The 21129-nt window shown below is 70.5% G+C and carries 17 protein-coding genes; 5 read left to right on the top strand and 12 right to left on the bottom strand.

Going from position 1 to position 21129, the window contains the following annotated elements:
• Positions 1-46: 46 nt before the first annotated feature.
• The 4 genes from QZ433_RS06935 to QZ433_RS06920 are packed head-to-tail and all read right to left on the bottom strand — an operon-like array spanning position 47 to position 4897.
• Positions 47-1729, bottom strand: a complete 1683-nt coding sequence (locus QZ433_RS06935; protein ID WP_295781128.1) for a glycoside hydrolase family 13 protein — start codon at positions 1727-1729, stop codon at positions 47-49.
• A 26-nt stretch (positions 1730-1755) separates the two neighbouring features.
• A complete protein-coding gene (locus QZ433_RS06930; RefSeq protein WP_295781125.1) occupies positions 1756-2682 on the bottom strand; it encodes a carbohydrate ABC transporter permease in 927 nt (308 codons plus the stop codon).
• A complete protein-coding gene (locus tag QZ433_RS06925) occupies positions 2679-3593 on the bottom strand; it encodes a sugar ABC transporter permease (RefSeq protein WP_295781122.1) in 915 nt (304 codons plus the stop codon). Before QZ433_RS06925 ends, QZ433_RS06930 begins: the two co-directional genes overlap by 4 nt.
• Positions 3590-4897 (bottom strand): extracellular solute-binding protein, encoded by a 1308-nt coding sequence (locus QZ433_RS06920; RefSeq protein ID WP_295781118.1) that lies wholly within the window; start codon positions 4895-4897, stop codon positions 3590-3592. Before QZ433_RS06920 ends, QZ433_RS06925 begins: the two co-directional genes overlap by 4 nt.
• A 153-nt stretch (positions 4898-5050) precedes the next feature.
• Between QZ433_RS06920 and QZ433_RS06915 the strand changes: the two genes are divergently transcribed.
• Together QZ433_RS06915 and QZ433_RS06910 are read left to right on the top strand one after the other, a co-directional pair.
• The gene (locus tag QZ433_RS06915; protein WP_295781116.1) at positions 5051-6274 is read left to right on the top strand and encodes an ROK family protein; all 1224 of its coding nucleotides are present in this window, start codon (positions 5051-5053) and stop codon (positions 6272-6274) included.
• A 94-nt stretch (positions 6275-6368) separates the two neighbouring features.
• Positions 6369-7655: an alpha-amylase family glycosyl hydrolase gene (locus QZ433_RS06910; protein ID WP_295781113.1), complete on the top strand. Its 1287-nt coding sequence runs from the start codon at positions 6369-6371 to the stop codon at positions 7653-7655.
• Between the two features lie 54 nt (positions 7656-7709).
• On the opposite strand, the gene QZ433_RS06905 is transcribed toward QZ433_RS06910, so the two are convergent.
• The gene (locus QZ433_RS06905) at positions 7710-8360 is read right to left on the bottom strand and encodes a response regulator (RefSeq protein ID WP_295781110.1); all 651 of its coding nucleotides are present in this window, start codon (positions 8358-8360) and stop codon (positions 7710-7712) included.
• On the bottom strand, positions 8357-9994 hold the full coding sequence (locus tag QZ433_RS06900) for a sensor histidine kinase (protein ID WP_366761891.1): 1638 nt from the start codon (positions 9992-9994) through the stop codon (positions 8357-8359). The genes QZ433_RS06905 and QZ433_RS06900 overlap by 4 nt, the downstream gene beginning before the upstream one ends.
• Positions 9995-10186: 192 nt before the next feature.
• Here QZ433_RS06900 and QZ433_RS06895 point away from each other — a divergent pair, with 192 nt between their 5' ends.
• Positions 10187-11713 carry a CitMHS family transporter gene (locus tag QZ433_RS06895; RefSeq protein WP_295781107.1) on the top strand — a complete coding sequence of 509 codons (1527 nt, stop codon included), beginning with the start codon at positions 10187-10189 and terminating at the stop codon, positions 11711-11713.
• Positions 11714-11792: 79 nt separating this feature from the next.
• Here the strand turns inward: QZ433_RS06895 and QZ433_RS06890 are convergent, their stop codons facing one another.
• The 6 genes from QZ433_RS06890 to QZ433_RS06865 form a co-directional block, all read right to left on the bottom strand.
• Positions 11793-13487: a DUF4832 domain-containing protein gene (locus QZ433_RS06890; RefSeq protein ID WP_295781104.1), complete on the bottom strand. Its 1695-nt coding sequence runs from the start codon at positions 13485-13487 to the stop codon at positions 11793-11795.
• Positions 13488-13792: 305 nt separating this feature from the next.
• Complete coding sequence (locus QZ433_RS06885; RefSeq protein ID WP_295781100.1) at positions 13793-14692, bottom strand: carbohydrate ABC transporter permease; 900 nt, start codon at positions 14690-14692, stop codon at positions 13793-13795.
• Positions 14685-15641 carry a sugar ABC transporter permease gene (locus tag QZ433_RS06880; RefSeq protein WP_295781099.1) on the bottom strand — a complete coding sequence of 319 codons (957 nt, stop codon included), beginning with the start codon at positions 15639-15641 and terminating at the stop codon, positions 14685-14687. Before QZ433_RS06880 ends, QZ433_RS06885 begins: the two co-directional genes overlap by 8 nt.
• Entirely contained in the window at positions 15638-16945 is a 1308-nt protein-coding gene (locus QZ433_RS06875; protein ID WP_295781095.1) for a sugar ABC transporter substrate-binding protein, read from the bottom strand. The genes QZ433_RS06880 and QZ433_RS06875 overlap by 4 nt, the downstream gene beginning before the upstream one ends.
• Before the next feature lie 17 nt (positions 16946-16962).
• Positions 16963-18156, bottom strand: coding sequence for a Gfo/Idh/MocA family oxidoreductase (locus QZ433_RS06870; protein ID WP_295781092.1), 1194 nt, complete (start codon positions 18154-18156; stop codon positions 16963-16965).
• A 278-nt stretch (positions 18157-18434) separates the two neighbouring features.
• Positions 18435-19229: a DeoR/GlpR family DNA-binding transcription regulator gene (locus QZ433_RS06865; protein WP_295781090.1), complete on the bottom strand. Its 795-nt coding sequence runs from the start codon at positions 19227-19229 to the stop codon at positions 18435-18437.
• 114 nt (positions 19230-19343) lie between these two features.
• Here QZ433_RS06865 and QZ433_RS06860 point away from each other — a divergent pair, with 114 nt between their 5' ends.
• Both QZ433_RS06860 and QZ433_RS06855 read left to right on the top strand, forming a co-directional pair.
• Entirely contained in the window at positions 19344-20219 is an 876-nt protein-coding gene (locus QZ433_RS06860; protein ID WP_295781087.1) for an SIS domain-containing protein, read from the top strand.
• Complete coding sequence (locus tag QZ433_RS06855; protein WP_295781084.1) at positions 20216-21085, top strand: ROK family protein; 870 nt, start codon at positions 20216-20218, stop codon at positions 21083-21085. The genes QZ433_RS06860 and QZ433_RS06855 overlap by 4 nt, the downstream gene beginning before the upstream one ends.
• Positions 21086-21129: the final 44 nt, after the last annotated feature.

Here is a 21129-nt window from a genome sequence, read left to right as displayed (position 1 = left end):
AGTGCCGGGGCATCCGGTCCGGGTGTCTTGGACACTCACGTGGGGGTCAGGCGCGACGCAGCCAGACCGTCGTCTCGGCCGGCAGCTCGTCGCCCTCGAGCAGCCGACTCGACACCAGCACCTCGCCAGCGGGGAGCGCGACCGGCTCCGCGCCGAAGTTGGTGACGACGACCCAGCCGCCGGGGCGCTCGAACCCCACCACATCGTCGCTCGAACCATCGGTCCAGGCCAGCTCCTCGGCGGTCTGGAGCTCGTGCCGCAGCGCGAGCGCCCGGCGATAGAGCTCCAGCGTCGAGCCGGGGACGCCGTCCTCGGCGTCGACGGCGTACCGGGCGAACCACTCCGGCTGCGACAGGTGCGCACCCCCCGTACCGAAGCCGAACGCGGTGTCGGACGCGGTCCAGGGCAGAGGGACCCGGCATCCGTCCCGCCCCAGGTCGACGCCGGGGCTGCGGAAGAACGTGGGGTCCTGCCGCTCGGCGTCGGGGATGTCGGCCACCTCGTGCAGACCGAGCTCCTCGCCCTGGTACAGGTACGCCGACCCCGGCAGCCCGAGCAGGAACAGCGCGGCGGCGCGGGCACGACGCTCGCCACGCTCCGCGTCGAGCGCGGGGGTTCGGCCGCCCGAGAGCAGCCACTCGTTCCCGTGCTTGAGGGTGGGTCGGCCGTCCGCACCGCGCTCGGCGTCCGGCAGACCGTAGCGGGTGGCGTGGCGCACGACGTCGTGGTTCGACAGCACCCACGTCGTCGATGAGCCCGACTCCGCCGCCAGGGCGAGGTTGTCGGCGACGATGCGGCGGAACTGCCCGGCGTCGAAGTCGGCTTCGAGCAGGTCGAAGTTGAACGACTGACCGAGGCTCGCCGCGCTCGCGTAGAGCGGCACGCGCGAGGGGTGCACCCAGGCCTCGGCGACGGCGGTGCGCGGCGGGTCGTACTCGTCGAAGACCGCCCGCCACTCGGCGTAGACCTCCTGCACGTCGTCGCGGTCGATCAACGGGTGGTTCCCGTCGATGGGCATCGCGTCGAGTTCGGCCCGCGACGGCAGCGGCTCGCTGAGGTCCTTGGTGAGCATGTGGGCCACGTCGACGCGGAAGCCGTCCACCCCGCGGTCGCTCCAAAACCGCAGCGTCGTGAGGAAGTCGGCGCGCACCTCGGGGTTCGCCCAGTTCAGGTCGGGCTGCGACACGTCGAAGTTGTGGAAGTACCACTGCCCGTCGGAGACCCGCTCCCACGCCGACCCGCCGAACACCGACACCCAGTCCGTGGGCGGCTCGGAGCCGTCGGGACCGGTGCCCTCGCGGAAGATGTACCGCTCGCGCGCGGCGGAGCCGCGACCGGCGGCCAGGGCCTCCTGGAACCACGCGTGCTTGTCGGAGGTGTGGTTCGGCACGATGTCGACGACGACGCGGATGCCGTGCGCGTGCAGCTGCGCGATGAGTTCGTCCATGTCGGCCAGGGTCCCCAGCCGCGGGTCGACGTCGCGGTAGTCGGCCACGTCGTAGCCGCCGTCGGCGAGGGCCGAGGGGTAGAAGGGGCTGAGCCAGACGGCATCCACCCCCAATTCGGCGAGGTACGCAACCCGCGAAGTGATGCCGGGGATGTCGCCCAGACCGTCGCCGTTCGTGTCGGCGAAGCTGCGGGGATAGACCTGGTACACCACGGCCTGGCGCCACCAGTCGGGGGCGTCGGAGAGGTCGCGGGCGTGCGGGGAGGGTGCGACGGTGGTCACGGTTGTCCTTTCGAGGGGGTGGTCGGTCAGCCCTTGACGGCGCCCTGCGTCACACCGGCCATCACCCAGCGCTGGGTGAACAGGTAGGCGACGATCGCGGGAGCCATGGCCATGAGGTACGAGGCGAAGGCGACGTTGTAGTTGTTGCTGAACTGCGTCTGGAACAGGTTCTGCCGGACGGGGAGCGTCTGCAGTGCCGGGTCGCTGATGATGAGCGAGGGCATCATGAAGTCGTTCCACGCGTAGAGGAACGCGAAGATGCCGACCGTCGCGCTCATCGGCGCGAGCAGGGGGAAGATGAGCCGCCAGAACGTCTGCCACGTCGTCGCCCCGTCGATGCGGGCGCTCTCTTCGAGCTCCAGGGGGATCGAGCGCAGGAACGCCGTGAACAGCAGCACGCTGAAGCTCAGCTGGAACATCGTGGCGAGGATGATCACCCCGAACGGGTTGTCCAGTCCGAGGCGACCGGTCAACTGGATCTGCGGCAGGGCGATCACCGGGAAGGGGATGAACATCGCCGCGAGCAGGTAGAAGAACGAGTACCGGAAGAGCTTGCGCTCCCAGTTGCGGGCGATCGCGTAGGACGCGAACGCGGCGAGGATGATGGTGGCGGCGACCGTGCCGGCCGTGACCAGCAGAGACATCGCGAGCCCCACCGGGAACTTCGTCAGGGTCCACGCCTGCACGAAGCCGTCGAAGCTGATCGGGGAGGGGAACGAGAACGCATTCCCGTCGACGACCTGGGCGCCGCTCTTCAACGCCATCGAGACCGTGACGTACAGCGGCAGCAGAACGGTCAGCGAGCAGAGCATCAGGATGGTCGTCGTCGACCAGTTGGTGCGCTCGCTGCCGACCCGGCGAGTGCGGCGACGCGGGGCATCGGGACGCGTGCGGTCGGGGACGGTGAGCTCGGCCTGCTCGAAAGCGAGCGCGGGCTGATTGAGAGCGGTCATGACAGGGTGTTCCTTCCGCGGGTGACCGACAGCTGCAGCAGCGAGATGACGACGGCGACGACGAAGAAGAGCGCGGCGTTGGCCATCTGGTAGGCGTAGTCGCCTCCGTTGAAGCCGAGGATGATCGACATCGCGACGCTGCGGGTGGCGGTGCCGGGTCCTCCTCCGGTGAGGCCCACGATGATGTCGTACGCGTTGAGGAATCCCTTGAAGCCGAGGATGACGTTGATGACCACGTATCCGGCGACCAGGGGCAGGGTGATGCGCAGAAGCTGCTGCGTCTTGCTCGCGCCGTCCAGGCCCGCGGCCTCGTAGACGTCGCCGGGCACCGCGAGCAGCCCCGCGATGTAGATCAGGAGCGTGCCCGGGATCGCCTGCCACGCGGTGACGATCACGATGGCGACCCAGGCGAGGTCGGGGTTGGCGAGCAGGCTCGTCTCCAGCCACGGGATGCCGAGAGCGGCTCCGGCCTCGGGGACCGAGTTGCTGAACAGGAAATTGAAGACGTAGGCGATGATGATGCCCGAGATGACCATCGGGATGACGAACACGGTCCGCAGCGCCTTGATGAAACGGATCCGTGCCGTCAGCCCCACCGCGAGCAGGAAGGCCGCCACGTTGACGACGATCACGGTGGCGATGGAGAAGCCGAACGTGAACAGGTACGCCTGGAGGATCGCCGGGTCGCTGAAGATCGCGATGTAGTTGGTCAGCCCGGTGAAGTTCCACTCCCCCAGCCCGATCGAGTCGGTGAAGCTGAAGAAGATGCCGATCATCCCGGGGATCGTGATCGCCAGGGTGAACAGCGCGAGCGTCGGCAGCAGGAACAGGTAGTAGATCGGCTCGACGCGGCGGGTGCTGCGACGCGCGGTCGCCTTGCCGCCCGTCACGATGGTCGTGGTCGTGGTCATCGCGCGGCCTCCTCGCCAGCGGCGTCGTTCGTCGAAGCCGGGGGCTGGCGGAACGCCAGGCGCGACCAGTCCTCGTCCATGGTGCGCAGGGTGCTCTCGGGCGAGGCGCCGAAGATCATCGCCTGGGCGTAGCTGAAGGTGGGGATGGTCTTGGGCACCAGCACCGAGGCGCCCTGGTAGATGCGCCCCTCGTCGTAGGAGGGGATCATCCCGGCCACGCGCGGGTCGCTCGGCGAGGGCGCGTCCGTGGTCGGCGCGAAGCCGAGCTGCGACTCGTTGTAGGCCTCGATCACCTCGGGCTGATAGAGGTACTCGAGGAAGTCGCGCGCGGCGTCCTGGTGCCGGGAGGCCTCGGGGATGATGGCCGCGAGGTCCATGTTGACGCGGACCTTGAGGTCGGCGGGGTCGTCGGTCATCGGAAGAGGGAACGTCCCCACGGGCAGGTCGGGCGAGGTCTTGGCGATCTCGCCGAGGGCCCACGGCCCTTGCAGGTACATGGCCGCCTCGCCCTGGGCGAAGGCGAGGTTGCCGTCGCCGTAGGCGCGGCTCTCGGCATCCGCGTTGGTGTAGTTCTCCGCCAGGTCGAGCATGCGCTGCATCGGCTCGGTGAAGTCCTTGGCGAACGAGACCGTCGAGTCGGGGCCGACCTGGTCGCCCTCGGCGGCGAGGGAGTCGAAGAAGTCGACGACGTCGAGGGAGCCTCCGACCGCGTAGTCGTACCAGCCCTGGGCGACGGTCCAGTCGTCTTTGAAGGTGCCGTAGAAGGGTGTGATGCCGTTCTGCTTCAGCGTGTCGGACACCCGGATGAGCTCGTCCCACGTGGTGGGGACCGAGAGGCCGAGCTGGTCGAAGATCTGCGTGTTGTAGATCACCGATGCCGCCATCACCGAGTACGGCAGGGCGCTCGTGCGTCCCTCGCACGAGCCGTACTGGTTCATGAGCGGCTGCAGGTCCTCGCGGACGCTGGCCGCGGCGGCGGTGTCGCCGAGGTCGCTCAGCGCGCAGCGCTGCACGAAGCGGGCGACCTCGTAGTTGTAGTTGGCGAGCATGATGTCGGGCGGGTTGCCGCGAACGAAGCTGGCTGAGACGACGTCGACGCCCGAGGCGTCCATCTCGACCCGCACCTTGTCCTGCGAGGCGTTGTATCGGGCGACCACGTCGTTCATGAATGTCAGCGCCTCACGCTTGCTGAAGGTGAAGCGGATGGTCTCGCGTCCGTCGGCGGAGCAGCCGACGAGCAGACCCGCCCCGAGCACCCCCACCGCGGTCGCGGCGACCCACCGCCTTACCGCTCTGGTCTTCATCGACACCTGGTTCCTCCTCCGCCGCACTGCGAATATGTTGTATCGGGGACTAAATCTAGTCGCCAAATCAATGTCGTGCAGGCAGTATTGCATCGGACCGCACCGCGGTCAAGACTCGCCCGCACGACGAATCGAGGAGGTCGGAACGTGCCGATGGATGCCACGACGACCCCGTCGCTGCGGCGCCACAGCCTCGACGCGGTCCTGCGCCTGGCCTGGTCGACGGACGCCTTCACCGCCAGCGACGTGATCGCCGGAGTCGGGCTGACCCGCTCCACCGCGATCGACGTGCTCGACGAGCTGACCCAGCGCGGTCTGCTGAGCGAGATGCCGAACGCCCGGGCCGTCGGCGAGTACTCCAAAGGGCGTCCTGCGCGCCGCTTCGGTTTCCGCGCCGACGCCGGGGTCGTCGTCGGCGTCGACGCCGGTCGCGGCCACATCACCGCCGCCGTCGCCGACCTTCGCGGCGACGTGCTCGCGACATCGCGCCTGACCGTCGACCCCGAGCGCGACTCCCCGGACCGACGGCGACGCGCGGCCGAGACCACGGTGGCCGCCACCCTCACGCGCGCGCAGCGCGCCCGCGCCGACATCGTCGCGATGTGCGTGGGCGTCCCCGCCCCCGTCGACCGGGACGGCCGCTCCCCCGTGCACTACGACCGGTTCTGGGAGCGGATGAACCCCGGATTCGTCGACAGCTTCGCCGCGTGGTCCCCCATCGTCCGCGTCGAGAACGACGCGTCGCTGGCCGCGATCGCCGAACACGCGCGCGGCGCGGCCATCGGCTGCGACGACTTCGTCGCCCTGCTCACCGGAGAACGCTTCGGCGCCGGCATCCACCTGGACGGGCGCCTGCTGCGCGGCAAGCACGGCGGAGCGGGAGAGACCGTGGCGTTCGACCACGTCGAGGGCGTCGGCAGCGCCGAGGGGCTCGCTCCTCGATGCGTCACCGCTGCGCTGGCCGCACGCGCCGCCGGGACGCTGCCCCCGGACAGCGCACTGCGTCGTCTCGCCCCGGACGAGGTGGATGCCAAGACCGTGCTCGATCTGGCCGCCGCCGGCGACGAGGGCGCCCTCGCCGTCGCGCGCGAAGTGGGCTCCGCCCTGGCCGGCGTCGTGGGGATGTTCGGCAGCCTCTTCGACGTGGACCGCGTGATCGTCTCGGGAGCCATCGCCGCCGGGGCCGCGCCCATCATCGCCGCGGCGCGCGATGCGCTCCCCCGGGCGCTCGACCTGCCGGCCCCCTGGATCACCGGGTCGACCCTCGGCGCCGACATCGTCTCGATCGGCGCGGTCGCCGCCGCCGTCGACGCGGCCCGTGGGCAGGCGCTCGATCTGCCGGCGTTCGCCCTGCCCGCCGCGCGCTCGCGCGCCTGACCCGCACCCGCCGCCGCGGCAACCCCTGCGCCGACCGGTGCGACGGTGGATACCGTCGAGATGTCCGAGACGACCCCCGGGCGCAGGAGGTCTCATGCCCGCGTGGCCCGAACACGTCATGTGGTGGCACGTCTACCCGCTCGGCTTCGTCGGGGCGCCCATCCGCGACGGTGTCGACACGGATGCCGAGCTCGTGCACCGCCTCGACCGGCTCGAGGCGTGGCTCGATCACGTCATCGGGCTCGGCCTGAACGGTCTGCTCCTGGGGCCGGTGTTCGCCTCCGAGACCCACGGCTACGACACCGTCGATCACCTCCGCATCGACCCCCGGCTGGGCGACGACGGCGACATCGATCGCCTGCTCGCCGAGGCCCGTCGACGCGGCATCCGCGTGCTCTTCGACGGGGTGTTCAACCACGTCGGTCGCGCTCACCCGGCCGTGCGATCGATGACCGAGGAGTCGTCACCGCTGATCCGCGGCCGCTGGGTCGACGGACGCTTCCAGGCCGACGTCTTCGAGGGCCACGACGCCCTCGTCACCCTGGACCACTCGTCTCCCGCGGTGGCCGACATGGTCGTCGAGATCATGTGCCACTGGCTCGAGCGCGGCATCGACGGATGGAGATTGGATGCCGCCTACGCGGTGCCGACCGCGTTCTGGGCCGAGGTGCTCCCCCGCGTGCGCGAGCGCTTCGGCGACGCGTGGTTCCTCGGCGAGGTGATCCACGGCGATGCCGCGGACATCGTGCGGAGCTCGACGATGGACGCCCTCACCCAGTACGAGCTGTGGCAGGGCATCTGGCACGGCATCTCGGACGCGAATCTCTTCGAACTCAGCCACGCGATCGAGCGGCACGACGAGTTGCTCACGACCTTCGCCCCGCAGACCTTCGTCGGTAATCACGACGTCACCCGCATCGCGACCGCGGTCGGTCCCGACCTCGTCCCGCACGCGTTGGCGGTGCTGTTCACGGTCGCCGGGACGCCCTCGGTCTACGCGGGTGACGAGTTCGGGTGGACCGGCGTGAAGGAGGAGCGCGAGGGCGGCGACGACGCGGTGCGGCCGGAGTTCCCGGCATCCCCCGCGCTGGTGCACGACGCGGACGAGGCGATCCTCGAGGCGCATCGCGCGCTGATCGCCCTGCGCCGGCGCAAACCCTGGCTCTGGCGCGCCCACACCGACGTGATCGAGGTCGCGAACACCGCGATCGCCCTGCGTACCGCCGTCGGCGACGATGCCGTCGTCGTGACCCTGAACATCGGCGCGGACCCGGTGTCGCTCCCGGCTGCGGACGCGCGCGAGCGCGTCGCCGGCGACGGGCACCTGACCGACGGGCACGTCGAGCTCGGACCGCGGGGATGGGCGGTCTTCGAGGCCTGAGCCGATGCGCCCGGTGGCTCCGTCGGGCTCAGGTACCTCCCGCGCGCCGCGGCGTCAGCGCCCGGCGCGGAATCGGTGCTCGGGCCGTCCCGTGCTGCCGTAGCGCAGACCCACCTGGACGACGCCCCGCTCGGCGAGGGCGGTCAGGTGGCGCTGCGCCGTGGCGCGCGAGACGCCGATGCGCTCGGCGACCTCTGCCGCCGAGGCCTCGTCCGCCCCGAGCGCGGCGAGCACGCTCTGCTCCGTCGTCGATCGCGCCAGCGAGGGCCCCTCGCGCTCTCCGCGCATGACGGATGCCGCGCGGTCCACGTCGTCCTGCGACAGGGGCCGCCCGCCGGCGAGCAGGTTGCGGTAGCGGGCGAAGCGGTCGAGGCGCTCCGCGAGCACACGGGTGTCGAACGGCTTGACGAGGTAGGCGAGGGCCCCTGCCGAGAACGCGCGGCGCACGGTCGCGGCATCCGTCGCCGCCGACAGCACGAACGCGTCCGCGTCGAGGGAGCGCACGAATTCGATCCCGTCCCCGTCGGGCAGGTACACGTCGGCCAGCACCAGGTCGGGGGCGTGGGCCGCGACCGCGGCGCGCGCCTCGCCGATCGTGCGCGTCGGTTCCAGGGCGATGAACCCCGCCCGCGCGGCGACCGCGTCGCGATGGAGTCCCGCCACACGGAAATCGTCGTCGACCACCAGAACCCGGATGCCGCTCACGCGCCCTCCCCCTCTCGAACCGTCGCACCCGCCCGGTGTCGCACGCCCGGCAGCCGGGCCGCCACGACCGCGCCGTGCCCCGCACCACCCGGGTCGACGACCCACACCTCGCCACCGCGGCGCCGTGCGAACTCCCGCGAGAGGGGAAGGCCGATGCCCAGGCCGTGCACGGCGTCCAGGTCGTCCCCGCGGTCGCGGGGGGCGAAGATCGCGTCGACGTCGGCGATGCCCCGACCCGAGTCGGACACCGTCACGACGACGGCGTCGGCGTCGTCGAGGACGCTCACCTCGACGACGCGGGGCGGCGGGGCGGATGCCGCGGCGGTCACCGCGTTGTCGATGAGGTTGCCGAGCACCGCCACGACGTCCTCGACCTCGTCGATCGGGGTGCGTGAGAACGTGTCGTCGGCGATGCGCAGCACCACCCCGCGTTCGCGCGCGGAGAGCGCCTTGGCGCCCAGGAAGGACTGCAGCATCGCGTCGTCGACGAGGTCGATGCCGGGGACGGCCCAATCCACCGATCCCCGGTCCACCAGGTCGGCGAGGAAGGCGCGGGCCTCGTCGACGCGCCCGGCGTCGAGCAGCCCGACGGCGGCGTGCAGTCGATTGGCGTTCTCGTGACGCTGCACGCGCAGCGCGTCGCCCATCGCGCGCACGCTGTCGAGTCGGCCCGACAGCGCCATGACGTCGGTGCGGTCGCGCAGCACGGCAACCCGACCGAGGGTCCGTGCGCCGCGGCGGACCGGGCGCACGTCGACGAAGACGACGCGGTCGCCCAGGGGCAGTCCCGCCGAGGAACCGACCCGCGACAGCGCAGCCGTCACCGCGGACGGGAGTCCGAGCGCGTCGACGGGGCGTCCCACGGCATCCGCGATCCCCAGCAGCCGCTCGGCGGTCGCGGTGCACACGCGGACGAACCCGGCGTCGTCGCACGCGAGGACACCCTCGTCGGCGCCGTCGAGAACGGCGGTCTGCGTCTGCACGAGGGCAACGAGCTCCTCGGGCTGGACCCCGAGGGTCAGTCGCTCGAGGCGACGGCGCATCAGCAGCGCGACGACCGCGCCGATCGCCACGGCGAGTGCGACCGCGATCGCGATGCCGCCGATCAGCGCGGGGAGGTCGTCGAAGACGCTCGCCCGTTCGAATCCCACGCTCACCTCGCCCACCGGCGCACCACCGTCCGGCGGATAGACGGGAACCTTCGCGCGCGCCGACTCCCCCAGCGTGCCGGTCTCCCACGTGACGACCTCGCGCCCGGCCAGCGCGTCCGCGAAACTCGTGCTCACCACCTGACCGAGCCGATCCGGGTCCGGATGGGCGAGACGGATGCCGTGGTCGTCGGTGATCACGACGAACAGCCCCCGCGTCCGGCTGGTGACGTCGGCGGCGTACTGCTGGAGCGCTCCCCCGCGCAGCTCCGACGCCGCGGGGGTGCCCGGATCGGCGGAGTATGCGGCCACCAGGACGCGGACATCGGGAGCTTCCGCGACGGACCGGGCGATGTTCAGGGCGGACGAATCGGCCTCGGCCTTGAGCTGTTGGATCCCCAGCCAGGCGAACACCGCGGTGCACACCGCGACGACCACCAGCTGCGTGGCGACCTGGACGACGAGCATCCTCGTGGCGAAACGCACGCGCACCTCCGGGACTCGGCATCGTCGACGTGCGGGGCGGCAACCTCGGACGCGTGCGCGAAATGCGCAGAACACACGGTACGCGCACAACGCCCCTCAATGCGAGCAAGCGCGCGCGGTCGACCCCGGCCTGCGTAGTGTCACCGCATCGACGGCGCGCCCCGCGCCGGCATCCACGACGAAGGAGTCGCGATGACCCCCCTGATCCTTGCGGCTGAGGCCGAAGAGTACGCGGTGGCCTACACGCCCGCCGACGGCGTGCTCGTCGCCCTCGGCTTCCTCATGGTCCTGTCGTTCATGGCGCTGATCATGACGCGGCGTATGACCCCCATGGTCGCCCTGATCATCGTGCCCACGGTGTTCGGCCTGATCGCCGGCGCCGGCTTCGGCCTGGGCGACATGGTGATCGACGCGATCGGCAAGATGGCTCCGACCGCCGCCCTGCTGCTGTTCGCCATCATGTACTTCGGCATCATGATCGACGTCGGCCTGTTCGACCCGCTCATCCGCGTGATCACGCGCTTCCTGGGCGACGACCCGGCGAAGATCGTGCTCGGCACGGCCATCCTCGCCGGAGCCGTCTCGCTCGACGGCGACGGGTCCACGACCTTCATCATCACGACCTCGGCGATGCTGCCGCTGTACCTGCGCCTGGGCATGAGTCCCGTGGTCCTGACCTGCGTCGCGGGGCTGATGAACGGCACGCTCAACATCGTCCCGTGGGGCGGACCGACCGTCCGCGCCGCGACCGCCCTGGGCCTGCAGCCCACCGACGTCTTCGTCCCGATGATCCCCTCGCTGCTGGCCGGCCTGGTCGTCGCCCTCGCCTTCGCGTGGTTCCTCGGTCTGTCCGAGCGCAAACGTCTCGCCGGCTCGATCGACACCGCCAAGATCGACGGCCCCGGCGGATTCGGACGCCTGGGCGCGCCGAAGATCTTCCGCGGCGCGGAGCACAAGCCCGGCGCCCTCGCGTCGCTGCGCACCGGCAACGTGGTCACCGTCCGCGGTGGTCAGGGGGCCGTCGCCGCCCCGCAGCTGGTCGAGGCCGCCGACACGGCGATGGCCGACACCATGCTCGACCCCAACCGGGCGACGCTGCGCCCCAAGCTGATCTGGTTCAACCTCGCCCTCACCGTCGCGGTCATGGTGCTGCTGGTCATGGACCTGTTCCCGCTGGCGTTCGTGTTCATGGTGGGAGCCGCCCTCGCTCTCATCGTGAACTTCCCGAAGCTGCGCTCGCAGGCCGACGAGATCGTCGCCCACGCGCCCAGCATCGTCGGCGTGGTGTCGATGGTGCTCGCGGCCGGCGTCCTGGTGGGTGTGCTCAACGGCACCGGGATGGTCACCGCGATGGCCGACTGGATCACGCAGGTGATCCCCTCGTCGATGGGTCCGTTCCTGGCCGTCATCACCGGTGTGCTGTCGATCCCGTTCACGTTCTTCATGTCGAACGACGCCTTCTACTTCGGCATCCTCCCGGTTCTCGCCGAGAGCGCCGCGAACTACGGCATCGCACCGGTCGAGATGGCCCGCGCGTCGATCACCGGTCAGCCCGTGCACCTGCAGAGCCCGCTGGTGCCGGCGATCCTGCTTCTCGTGTCGCTCGCGGGGGTCAACCTCGGCGATCACCACAAGAAGGTCCTGTGGCGCGCGACGGTCGTGTCGCTGGTCATGCTGGCGGTCGGCGTGCTCGTGGGGGCGGTGCCGCTGCTCGGCTGAGTCGAGGGCGATCGACGACGGGGCCCGGATGCCATGGCATCCGGGCCCCGTCCTGCTCGCGCGGTCGGCGTGCGCGGGCTCACCCGACCCGGCGCCGTCGCCGCGCACCCAACCATGCCGCACCGCCGCCGACGAGCAGCACAGCCGCGAGGACCGCGGCGGGCAGCGAGGGCTCGGCGCCGGTGGCGGGGAGGCGACGGCCCGCCGAGGCGGGCGGTGCGATCGAGGGCGAGGCGGATGCGACGGGGGCGACGACGGCGGGCGACGCGTCGCCTCCGGAGGCAGGGGCGCTCGGCACCGGCGGCGCCGACGGTACCGATGGCACCGACGGCTCGATGGGCGGCGGGACGGCGCCGACGACGTGCACGACCTGCTGAAGGTCGTTGCGGCCGGTCGCGGCATCCCACGTCCCGAGGTCGGCCATGCGGATCGCGTACCGCGGATCGCCGGCGATCGACGGCTCGGGGGCGGGCAACGCGAGCGACACGTGATAGTCGCCCGGCGCCACCCCGACCAACGGCACATTCAGGACGATCCGCTCACCGGGCGCCCAGGTGCGTGCATCGCTGTCGAGCGGGATGACGACGGATCCGCTCGCCCCGGTGAGGACGAGCTGGACCGGACGTGGGTTGTACGGCGCCGCCCACCCGTCGTTGCGCAGCGTGATCGAGACCGATGCGGCCGCGCCGTCGACGACGCGCGAGCTCTCGAGGACGAAGCGGTACCCCAGACGTCGAGCGGCGGTGTCGATGCCGTCCTGCCCCCACGACGACAGGACGTCGCGGTTGTAGTCCTCGTTGAGGAAGCTGTAGTGGTACTTCTGCATCTCGTCCGCCGCCGAGGGCCACTGCGACCGCGGCGGGTTCACGGCGCACGTCTCGCCGCCCATCGGGACGAAGCGCGTGTCCTGAGCGAGGTAGTCCTGATCGAGCGAGAGCGGGTCGGACAGGAAGGTGCCGAAGTCGTCGGGAGATGCGAGGAAGCAATCGTTGTGATGCCCGATCCGCGCCGCGTCCGATCCGTCGTATGCCTGCGCCGAGGTGAGCGCACCGGCCGTTCCGCTGCTCGTGCCCAGCGCCTGCTGCTTCATGAGCATCGTACGTACCTGGACCATGCGGCTGGGGGGAAGGGCCGCCAGGAGGGCGTCGACCACGCGGTCGCGCTGCAGCCAGTCGGCATCCGTGACCGTGCCCGGATCAGCGGGATCGGCGACGAAGTGGTCGGTGTAGTACCCCTCGCCCCAGAGGCCGATGAAGCCCTGCTGCACGACGGCGATGACGTCGGCGTTCTCACGCAGCAGCGGTGTCAGCTGGGAGATGTGGGACAGGACCCGCTCGGGGGTGGCGTCGCCGTAGGGCGGGCTGTAGGGCCAGTCTCCGCCTTGGGCGTAGGCGAACCGGAGGATGACGGACATCCCGGCCGCGCGGGCCGTGGCGAAGTCCTTCTCGAGCGCGTCCATCACCGTCGAGTCGAGGTCCTGATCGACGTAGCGTTCGAGGTACACCACGCGCAGCACCTGTGTCACGCCTTGGGTGCGAAGACCGGCGAGCTCCGAGGGGTCGAGCGGGGACCACCCCGAGCCATCCGGATACGAGTGCGTCTCGGTGTGGTGATACCACCCGCGCGCGGGGTTGGCGATGATGCCCGGGTCCTCGGCGTAGGTGACGACGGCGGGGTCGGGGGCGGCGGAGGCGGGCAGCACCGTCGCCGTCGCGAGGACGGCCCCGGCGACGAGGCCGGCCAGACCGAGACGGGCGGGGAGAGAAGGCGGCATTGCGGTGTCCTCGGGTGGCGATGAGAGCGGATCAGGGGGCGGGATCGGCCGACGACGTCGTCGCAGCGGTCGGCGGTCGGAGGGGAGAACGGCGACATCCGTGAGGCGGGAGTCTCGCATGCATCCGCGGGGGTGCCGGCGAGGGCGCGAGCCGCCCGACGCGGGTGACACCGCTCGCGCGCACGCGTCGGCCGCCCGACGGGGACGGTCCGTGCACCGCGGAGAGAGCGGAGATCACCCGCCGCGGTCCGCGATCTCACCCGCGCAGCGGGGCGCGGCAGGACCGAGGGCGGTCGCGTCCCGCCTCATTTGAGTCCCGACGACGCCAGCCCGTCGATCACGCGTCGCTGCAGGACGACGAACATGATCAGCACCGGCGCCATCGCGAGCAGGCTCGCCGCCATCGCGACGGGGTAGTCGGTGGTGCGGTCGCTCAGCAGGGTCGCCAACCCCGCCGACAGCGGCATCTGCGCGGTGTAGCTGGTCACCACGAGCGGCCACAGCAGTTCGTTCCACGACCACAGGACGGTCGTGATCGCGAGGACGCTCATGGTCGGCGTCGCCAGCGGCAGCATGATGCGCGAGAAGATCTGCCACGTGTTCGCCCCGTCCAGCCGCGCCGCCTCTTCGAGCTCGTCCGGCATCGCGAGGAAGGCGGTGCGCATGAGGAACGTGCCGAACGCGCTGAAGAGCCCGGGCAACACGAGTCCCCCCACGCTGTTGAGAAGACCGAGACCCTGGATCAGCTGGTACTGCGACAGCAGATAGACCTGCGAGGGCACCATGAGGATCGACAGCACGACGCCCAGAAGGACGCCCCGACCCCGGAAGCGCAGACGGGCGAAGGCGTACCCCGCCATCGTGCACAGCACGAGCTGCGCGACGGTGCGGATCACCGTGATGAGCACGGACGTGCCGAACTGCGAGAAGAACGGCAGGCGGTCGAACACCTCGACGTAATTGCCCCACTGCACCTGACCCGGCCAGAACACCGGGGTCACGCTCTGCACCTGCGCGTTCGTGGACAGAGACATCACGATCTGCCAGAAGAACGGGAACGCCATGATCAGCGCTCCGATGCCCAGCACGAGGTGCGCCACGACGTGCGCCCGACCGTGCCGGGCGCCAGCCGTGGCGCGCCGGTCGCGGCCCCCGGCCGCTCGCGGCAGCACGAGCGTCCGCGTCGCCGAACGGGAGTCAGTCATTGTGCACCCACCGTCTCTGCACGCGGAACTGGATGAAGGTCACGACGCCGATGATCGCGAAGATGACCATCGCGACCGCGGCCGCGTAGCCCTTCTCGTTGTCGACGAAGCCGGCTTGGTAGAAGTAGTAGACCAGCGACATGCTCTGCGGCAGCGTCGAGTTGGTCGCCGTCGTGCCGAGGATCGCGTAGAGCAGATCGAACAGCTGGAACGACGAGATCACGGTGACGATCGTCACGAAGAAGATGCTGGGCGTCAGCAGGGGCACCGTGATGCTGCGGAACTGGCGCCCCGCGTCCGCTCCGTCGAGGGCCGCCGCCTCGTAGAGCTCCGGCGGAATGGTCTTGAGCCCCGCGGCCAGCACGATCATGGCGAAACCGAGCGAGCTCCACAGTCCCACGACCGCCACCGCGACGATCGCGAATCCCGGCGTGCTCACCCAATAGGGACCGCGGATGCCGATGAGGGAGAGCGCGTGGTTGACGAGGCCGAAGTCTCCGTTGAAGATGATGCGCCAGACGAACGCGATGGCGGTGGGCATCGCGACGTAGGGCAGGAAGAACAGCACCCGGTACATCGCGGCCAGACGCAGACCCGGCAGGTTCAGCAGGCTCGCCAGGATCACGGCGATCGGCACACCGAGCAGCACGATCGCGGTGTACGCGAGGGTGTTGCCCAGCGAGAGGTAGAAGTCGGGTTCGGCGAAGAGCCGCGCGTAGTTCTCGAGCCCCGCGAACGAGATCCCGCCGAAGACGCCGAAGCTGGTGAAGGAGAAACCCGCCGTCTGCACGATCGGCCAGAGGTAGAACATCGCGACGCCGCTCAGCAGCGGACCGATGAACAACAGCGCCCAGACGCCGTCGCGCGATGTCCTCGGGCGACGCGGCCGGGCGTCCCCGCCGCCCGAGCGGGCGGCGGGGACGACGACGGGATGCTCGATCACGCTCACGGAGTCGCCTTCTGCAGAGCGGCATCCATCTTCTGAGCCAGTTCCGCGGTGACGTCTGCGACCGGCCGCTGACCCGAGAACGCCTGCGGGAGAAGTTCCGATTCGAGCGAGTTCCACGCGGCGGTGTTGGCGCTCACGGGCAGGGGCTGCGCGTACGAGACGGCGTCGAGGAAGACCTGCAGGTCGGCCTGCGGCATCGACTGGACGAAGGCGTCCTGCGTGCCCTGGAACGCCGGGATGATCGACCCGTACGCACCCTGCGCCTTCTGCGCCTGCTCACCCGACAGGTAGACCTGCAGTGCCTGCGCGGCCTGCTTGTTCGGCGACGTGGCCGAGACCACGTTGGCGACGCCGTGGATGACGGTCGCCTTCTGCACCCCCGTGGGCAGCGGCAGCACGGTGATGTCGGAGGAGAACGGAACGTCCTTCAGGGCCGAACGGAACCAGCTGCCGCCCCAGTACATGGCGAGCTTGCCGGAGGTGAACCACTGGTCGGCGGAGGTGTCGGTGAGCTGCGCGATCGTGGGTGATCCCCCCGAGGCGATCAGGTCGGTCCAGAACTGGATGCCCTTTCTCGCCGCGGGCGTGTCGTATCCCGACGTGCCATCGCTCAGCACCTCGCCACCGGCCTGCATGATGGTGTTGTAATACGTGGTCTGCCCGTCCATTCCGCCCGCCGCCCCGTAGGCGCCCTGTGCGGCGAGCGCCTTCGACAGCGCGTCGGCGGTCGACTGGAACTGATCCCACGTCCAGTCGGCGGACGGCAGCGGGATGCCGGCATCCTGGAACAGCCGCTTGTTGATCCACACCCCGATGGTGTCCATGTCCTTGGGCACGCCGTACGAGACGCCGTCGACGGTGTAGAGGTCGGTGAGCGCGCGGGGGTAGTTCGCGGGATCGATGTCGCCCGCCTGGATGGCGCCGGTGATCGGTTCGAGCTGGCCGTTCTTGGCGTACAGCTGGATGTTGGGTCCGTTCATCCAGAAGACGTCCGGCAGCGTCTTGCTCGACGCCTGCGTCTGCAGCTTGGTCCAGTACTCGCTGAAGGGCGTGACACTGAGATTGACGGTGATGTTCGGGTATTCCTTCTTGAACCCGGCCAGGCTGTCCTGGATGGCATCCACCTGGGTCTGATCCCACAGCCCGTAGGTGATGGTCGCGGTGAGATCGGACGGCGGTGGCGAGTACGCCGCCGGCTGCGCCGGTCCGGAGCCGCCGCCGCTGCAGGCGGTGGCCACGAGGGACAGGGCGCCGGCGAGGGCGAGAGCGGTGAGTGCACGTCGGCCGCGGCGGAGGTGGGTCATCGGTCGTTCCTTTCGGATCACTGCGGGGTGGGCGCGGAGAAGTACTCCACGACGGGGGTGGGCAGGGCGGGGACGTCGCGCGGGCGCGAGCCGTCGCGCAACGAGTCGGCGGCGAGCGCCCCGGCTGCGACGGCGGCGCGTGCGGCGAGGGGCGACACGACGGTCGGACGACCGAGGAAGGCGTGCTCGAGGAACTCCCGCAACGTGGCGCGGTCGGCGTCGTCGTGGCCGCTGGCGACTCCGTCGATCTCGTAGCGAAGGTCGCCCTCGACGTCCCACCCGCGTCGTCTGTTCCAGACCTGGACACGACCGCCCGCGGTGTCGCCGATGTTCTCCAGGCGCCCCTCGGTCCCGATCACCGTGTAGTTGCGCCAGTAGTCGGGCGTGAAGTGGCACTGCTGGTAACTCGCGAGCACGCCGTTGTCGAGCGTCATCATCATCATCGAGACGTCCTCGACGTCGATGACCGGATGCAACCCGGTCGCCGACCTCGGCGGCCAGTTGTCGAACGAGAACCAGTCGGGCATCGTCTCGTCGCTGCGATCCCGGCGATCGGCCAGATCTCCGTAGACCATCAGATCGCCCATGCCCACGACGCGACGTGTGAAACCCCCGCTGAGGTAGTGGACGACGTCGATGTCGTGGCTCGCCTTCTGCAGCAGCAACGTGTGGGTACGGGACCGGTCGGCGTGCCAGTCCTTGAAGTAGTAATCGCCGCCGTTCCCGACGAAGTGACGTACCCAGACGGTCTTGACCTCACCGATCTCCCCACGGTCGATGACCTGCTTCATCAGCCGCACCACCGCCGCGTGCCGGAAGTTGTGACCCACGTAGAGGACGCCCCGCGCCGCGACCGCGGCTTCGAGGACCCGGTCGGCGTCCGCGAGCGTGGTCGCGAGGGGCTTTTCGAGGTAGACGGCGACGCCCGCTCCCAGCAGCTGCTCGGCGATGTCGGCGTGCGTGTCGTCGGGCGCCGTGACGATCGCGGCATCCACTCGTCCCGCCGTCAGCAAGCCCGCCACGTCGTCGAACACCGGGAGGCCGGGGAAGATGCGGGCGCTGCGTTCACGCCCCCGCGGAGAGGGGTCGACCGTCGCGACGAGCCGGGCACCCGGGTAGGCCTGCGGCACGTGCAGGGCGATGACGCTGCGGGCGCCGACACCGATCACGGCGACGCGGGGCCCGTCGGATACGGCGGCGTCGACGGTCATGAGATCTCCACGGCGGTGTGCATGCGGTCCATCATGCACGCGGTGAGCGTTTTTGTCATCCTTGTGCGGTAAACGTGCATGAACCGACATTGCTGCGATGAGGGTACGCACGCAAGATCCCGCGCCGGATGCAACGCAGACGAAACACCGCTCTCACCTCACGGGTGAGATTCACGGCGGAGCGCAACGAAGATCACTCACCTGCGCGAGGACCGTTCGGGGATGCATCGTCCGCGAGAACGCGAACGGTCCGCCCCTCTCCCTCGGCCGCGAGCAGCTCAGCGCAGAGGCGCGACGACCACCTCGACGCCGGCCTTGTCGAACTGTGCGGCGATCCGGGCCGGCAGGACCCCGTCGGTCACGAGTACGTCGACGTCGTCGAGGGCGCAGATCCGCGCGAACGTGCTCCGCCCGATCTTCGTCTGATCCGCGGCGACGACGACGCGACGCGCGAGTCGCGAGATCTGTCTGCTCGCATCGGCCTCCCCCTCGTGGAGGGTCGTCGCCCCGAACTCGGCGGTCAGCCCGTCCACACCGAGGACCGCCACGTCGAGACTGAAGTCCTGGAGCGAGCGGCCGACGAGGGGCCCGATCAACTCGTAGGACTGCCGACGCGGAACTCCGCCGGTGACCACGATCTTGACGTTCTCGCGCACGGAGGACTCGAAGGCGATGTTCAACGCGTTGGTCACGATGGTCACGCCGGGTTCACCCCCGACCGAGGTCATGCGATCGCTGCGCCCGAGGGCGCGCGCCACCTCGGTGACCGTGGTCCCCCCGTTCATGCCCACGGTGGCTCCCGAGGGGATGAGCCTCTCGACCGCGCGGGCGATCGCGAGCTTGGCGTCGGCCTGGCGCGCGATCTTGTACTGCAGGGGGAGCTCGTAGCCCGACCCCAGCGCGGCCGCACCCCCGTGCGTCCGGGTGACGAGTCGCTGCTCCGCCAGGGTGTTGAGATCCCGGCGGGCTGTGGCGGTCGAGACGGAGAGCTGTTCGCTGACGTCGCCGATCGAGACGTTGCCGCGTTCGCTCACCATCTCGAGCAGGATGTTGAGCCGCTGCTGCTGGTTCATCCGGACCTCCCGCGCCATCGTCCCACACGCGCGGTTGACCGCAATGATCGTTTCTGCTCAAATATCCTCCAAACGATCACCAGTGATCTGGTGCCGAGGAACGAAAGCAGGATCATGGTCCGCACCTTCGTCGAAGACGAGATCGCCTCCCAACCGCAGACCTGGGCGCACGCGGCACGACTCGCGTCGTCGGTGGCGTCGGCGCTGCCCGCCCCCGGCGAGCGCGTCGCCTTCGTCGGATGCGGAACCAGCTGGTTCGTGGCCATGTCGGCCGCGGTCCTGCGTGAGAGCGCCGGACTGGGCGAGAGCGACGCCTTCGCCGCGAGCGAGTTCCCCCACGACCGGCGGTACGACCGGGTCGTGGCCATCTCGCGATCGGGGACCACCACCGAGGTCGTCACGCTGCTCGCCACCGTCACCGGACGCACCACCGTCATCACGGCGGTCGAAGACTCCCCCGCCGCGCACCAGGCGGACCACACCGTCGCGCTCGCGTTCGCCGACGAGCGGTCGGTCGTCCAGACGCGGTTCGCCACCACCACGCTCGCGCTGCTGCGCGCACACTTCGGCGACGATCTCGCTCCCGCCATCGCCGACGCGGAGACCGCACTGGGAATCGACGTCGACACGCTCACCGGCGTCGACCAGTGCTCGTTCGTCGCCACGGGATGGGCGGTGGGCCTCGCGAACGAAGCGGCCCTGAAGACGCGCGAAGCCGCGCAGTTCTGGGCGGAGGCGTATCCCGCGATGGACTACCGGCACGGTCCCATCGCGATCGCTCAGCCCGGTCGCCTCGTCTGGACCCTCGGCGGCACGCCGTCGGGACTCGCGGACGAGGTGCTTTCGACGGGCGCGCAGTTCGTCGACCACGACCTCGACCCGCTGGCCCGTCTCGTCGTCGCCCAGCGTTTCGCGGTCGCGCTGGCCCACGGCAAGGGCCTCGACCCCGACCGCCCCCGTTCGCTCACGCGCTCTGTCATCCTGGCGTGATCGACTCCAGAGCCATCGGCATCGACGTGGGCGGCACCTCGATCAAAGCCGTGATCGCCGACCGCCGCGATGGGCGCGTACTGCTCGAGCGCCGCACCCCCACCCCCTCCCCCGACCCCGACGGACGCGGAGTCTGCGCGACGGTCGCCCGCCTGGCGGACGATCTGCCGGACGCGCGCGACCTCCCCCTGGGGGTGGTCGTCCCCGGCATCGTCGACGAGAGCCGCGGCCGCGCGATCCTTTCTGCGAACCTCGGCTGGCGCGAGCTCGAGCTCGCCGCGATGCTCCGCGAGAGCTGCGGACGACCCCTGGCCCTCGGCCACGACGTCCGCGCCGCCGCCCTCGCCGAGGCGCGGTGGGGCGCCGCCGCGGACGGGGACGGCGTCCTGGCCTTCGTCCCGATCGGCACGGGGATCGCCGCCGCGATTCTCGTCGACGGACACCCTCTCGTGTCGGACGGCTGGGCGGGCGAGATCGGGCAGGAGCTTCTCGCCGACGGACCGTTCGCGGGCCGACGCGTCGAAGAGGTCGCGTCCGCCGCCGCCATCGCACGCCGAGCCGGTGAGCCGGACGCACAGCGCGTCGCGGCGCGCGTCGCCGCCGGGGACCCGGTCGCCGCGCGCGTCTGGGACGGCGCCGTGGACGTCCTCGCGACCGCGCTCGCCCACCTCGCGCTCGTCGTCGCACCGCGCACCGTCGTGATCGGCGGGGGCCTCGCGCTCGCCGGCGACACGCTGCTGCACCCGCTCGCGTCGCGGCTGCGCGATCGTCTGGGCGGCATCCGCGTTCCGGACGTGCGTGCCGCCGTGCTCGGAGACCGCGCGGGCGCCCTCGGCGCCGCCCTGATCGCGGGAGGATCATCGTGAGGCATCTGCTCAGCGCGGCGCACGTGATCGTCGGCCCCGCCGAC

This window comes from uncultured Microbacterium sp., assembly GCF_913776565.1.
GTDB lineage: Bacteria > Actinomycetota > Actinomycetes > Actinomycetales > Microbacteriaceae > Microbacterium.
Note: the sequence above shows the minus strand (reverse complement) of the source record. Positions and strands in the feature narration are given on the sequence as shown.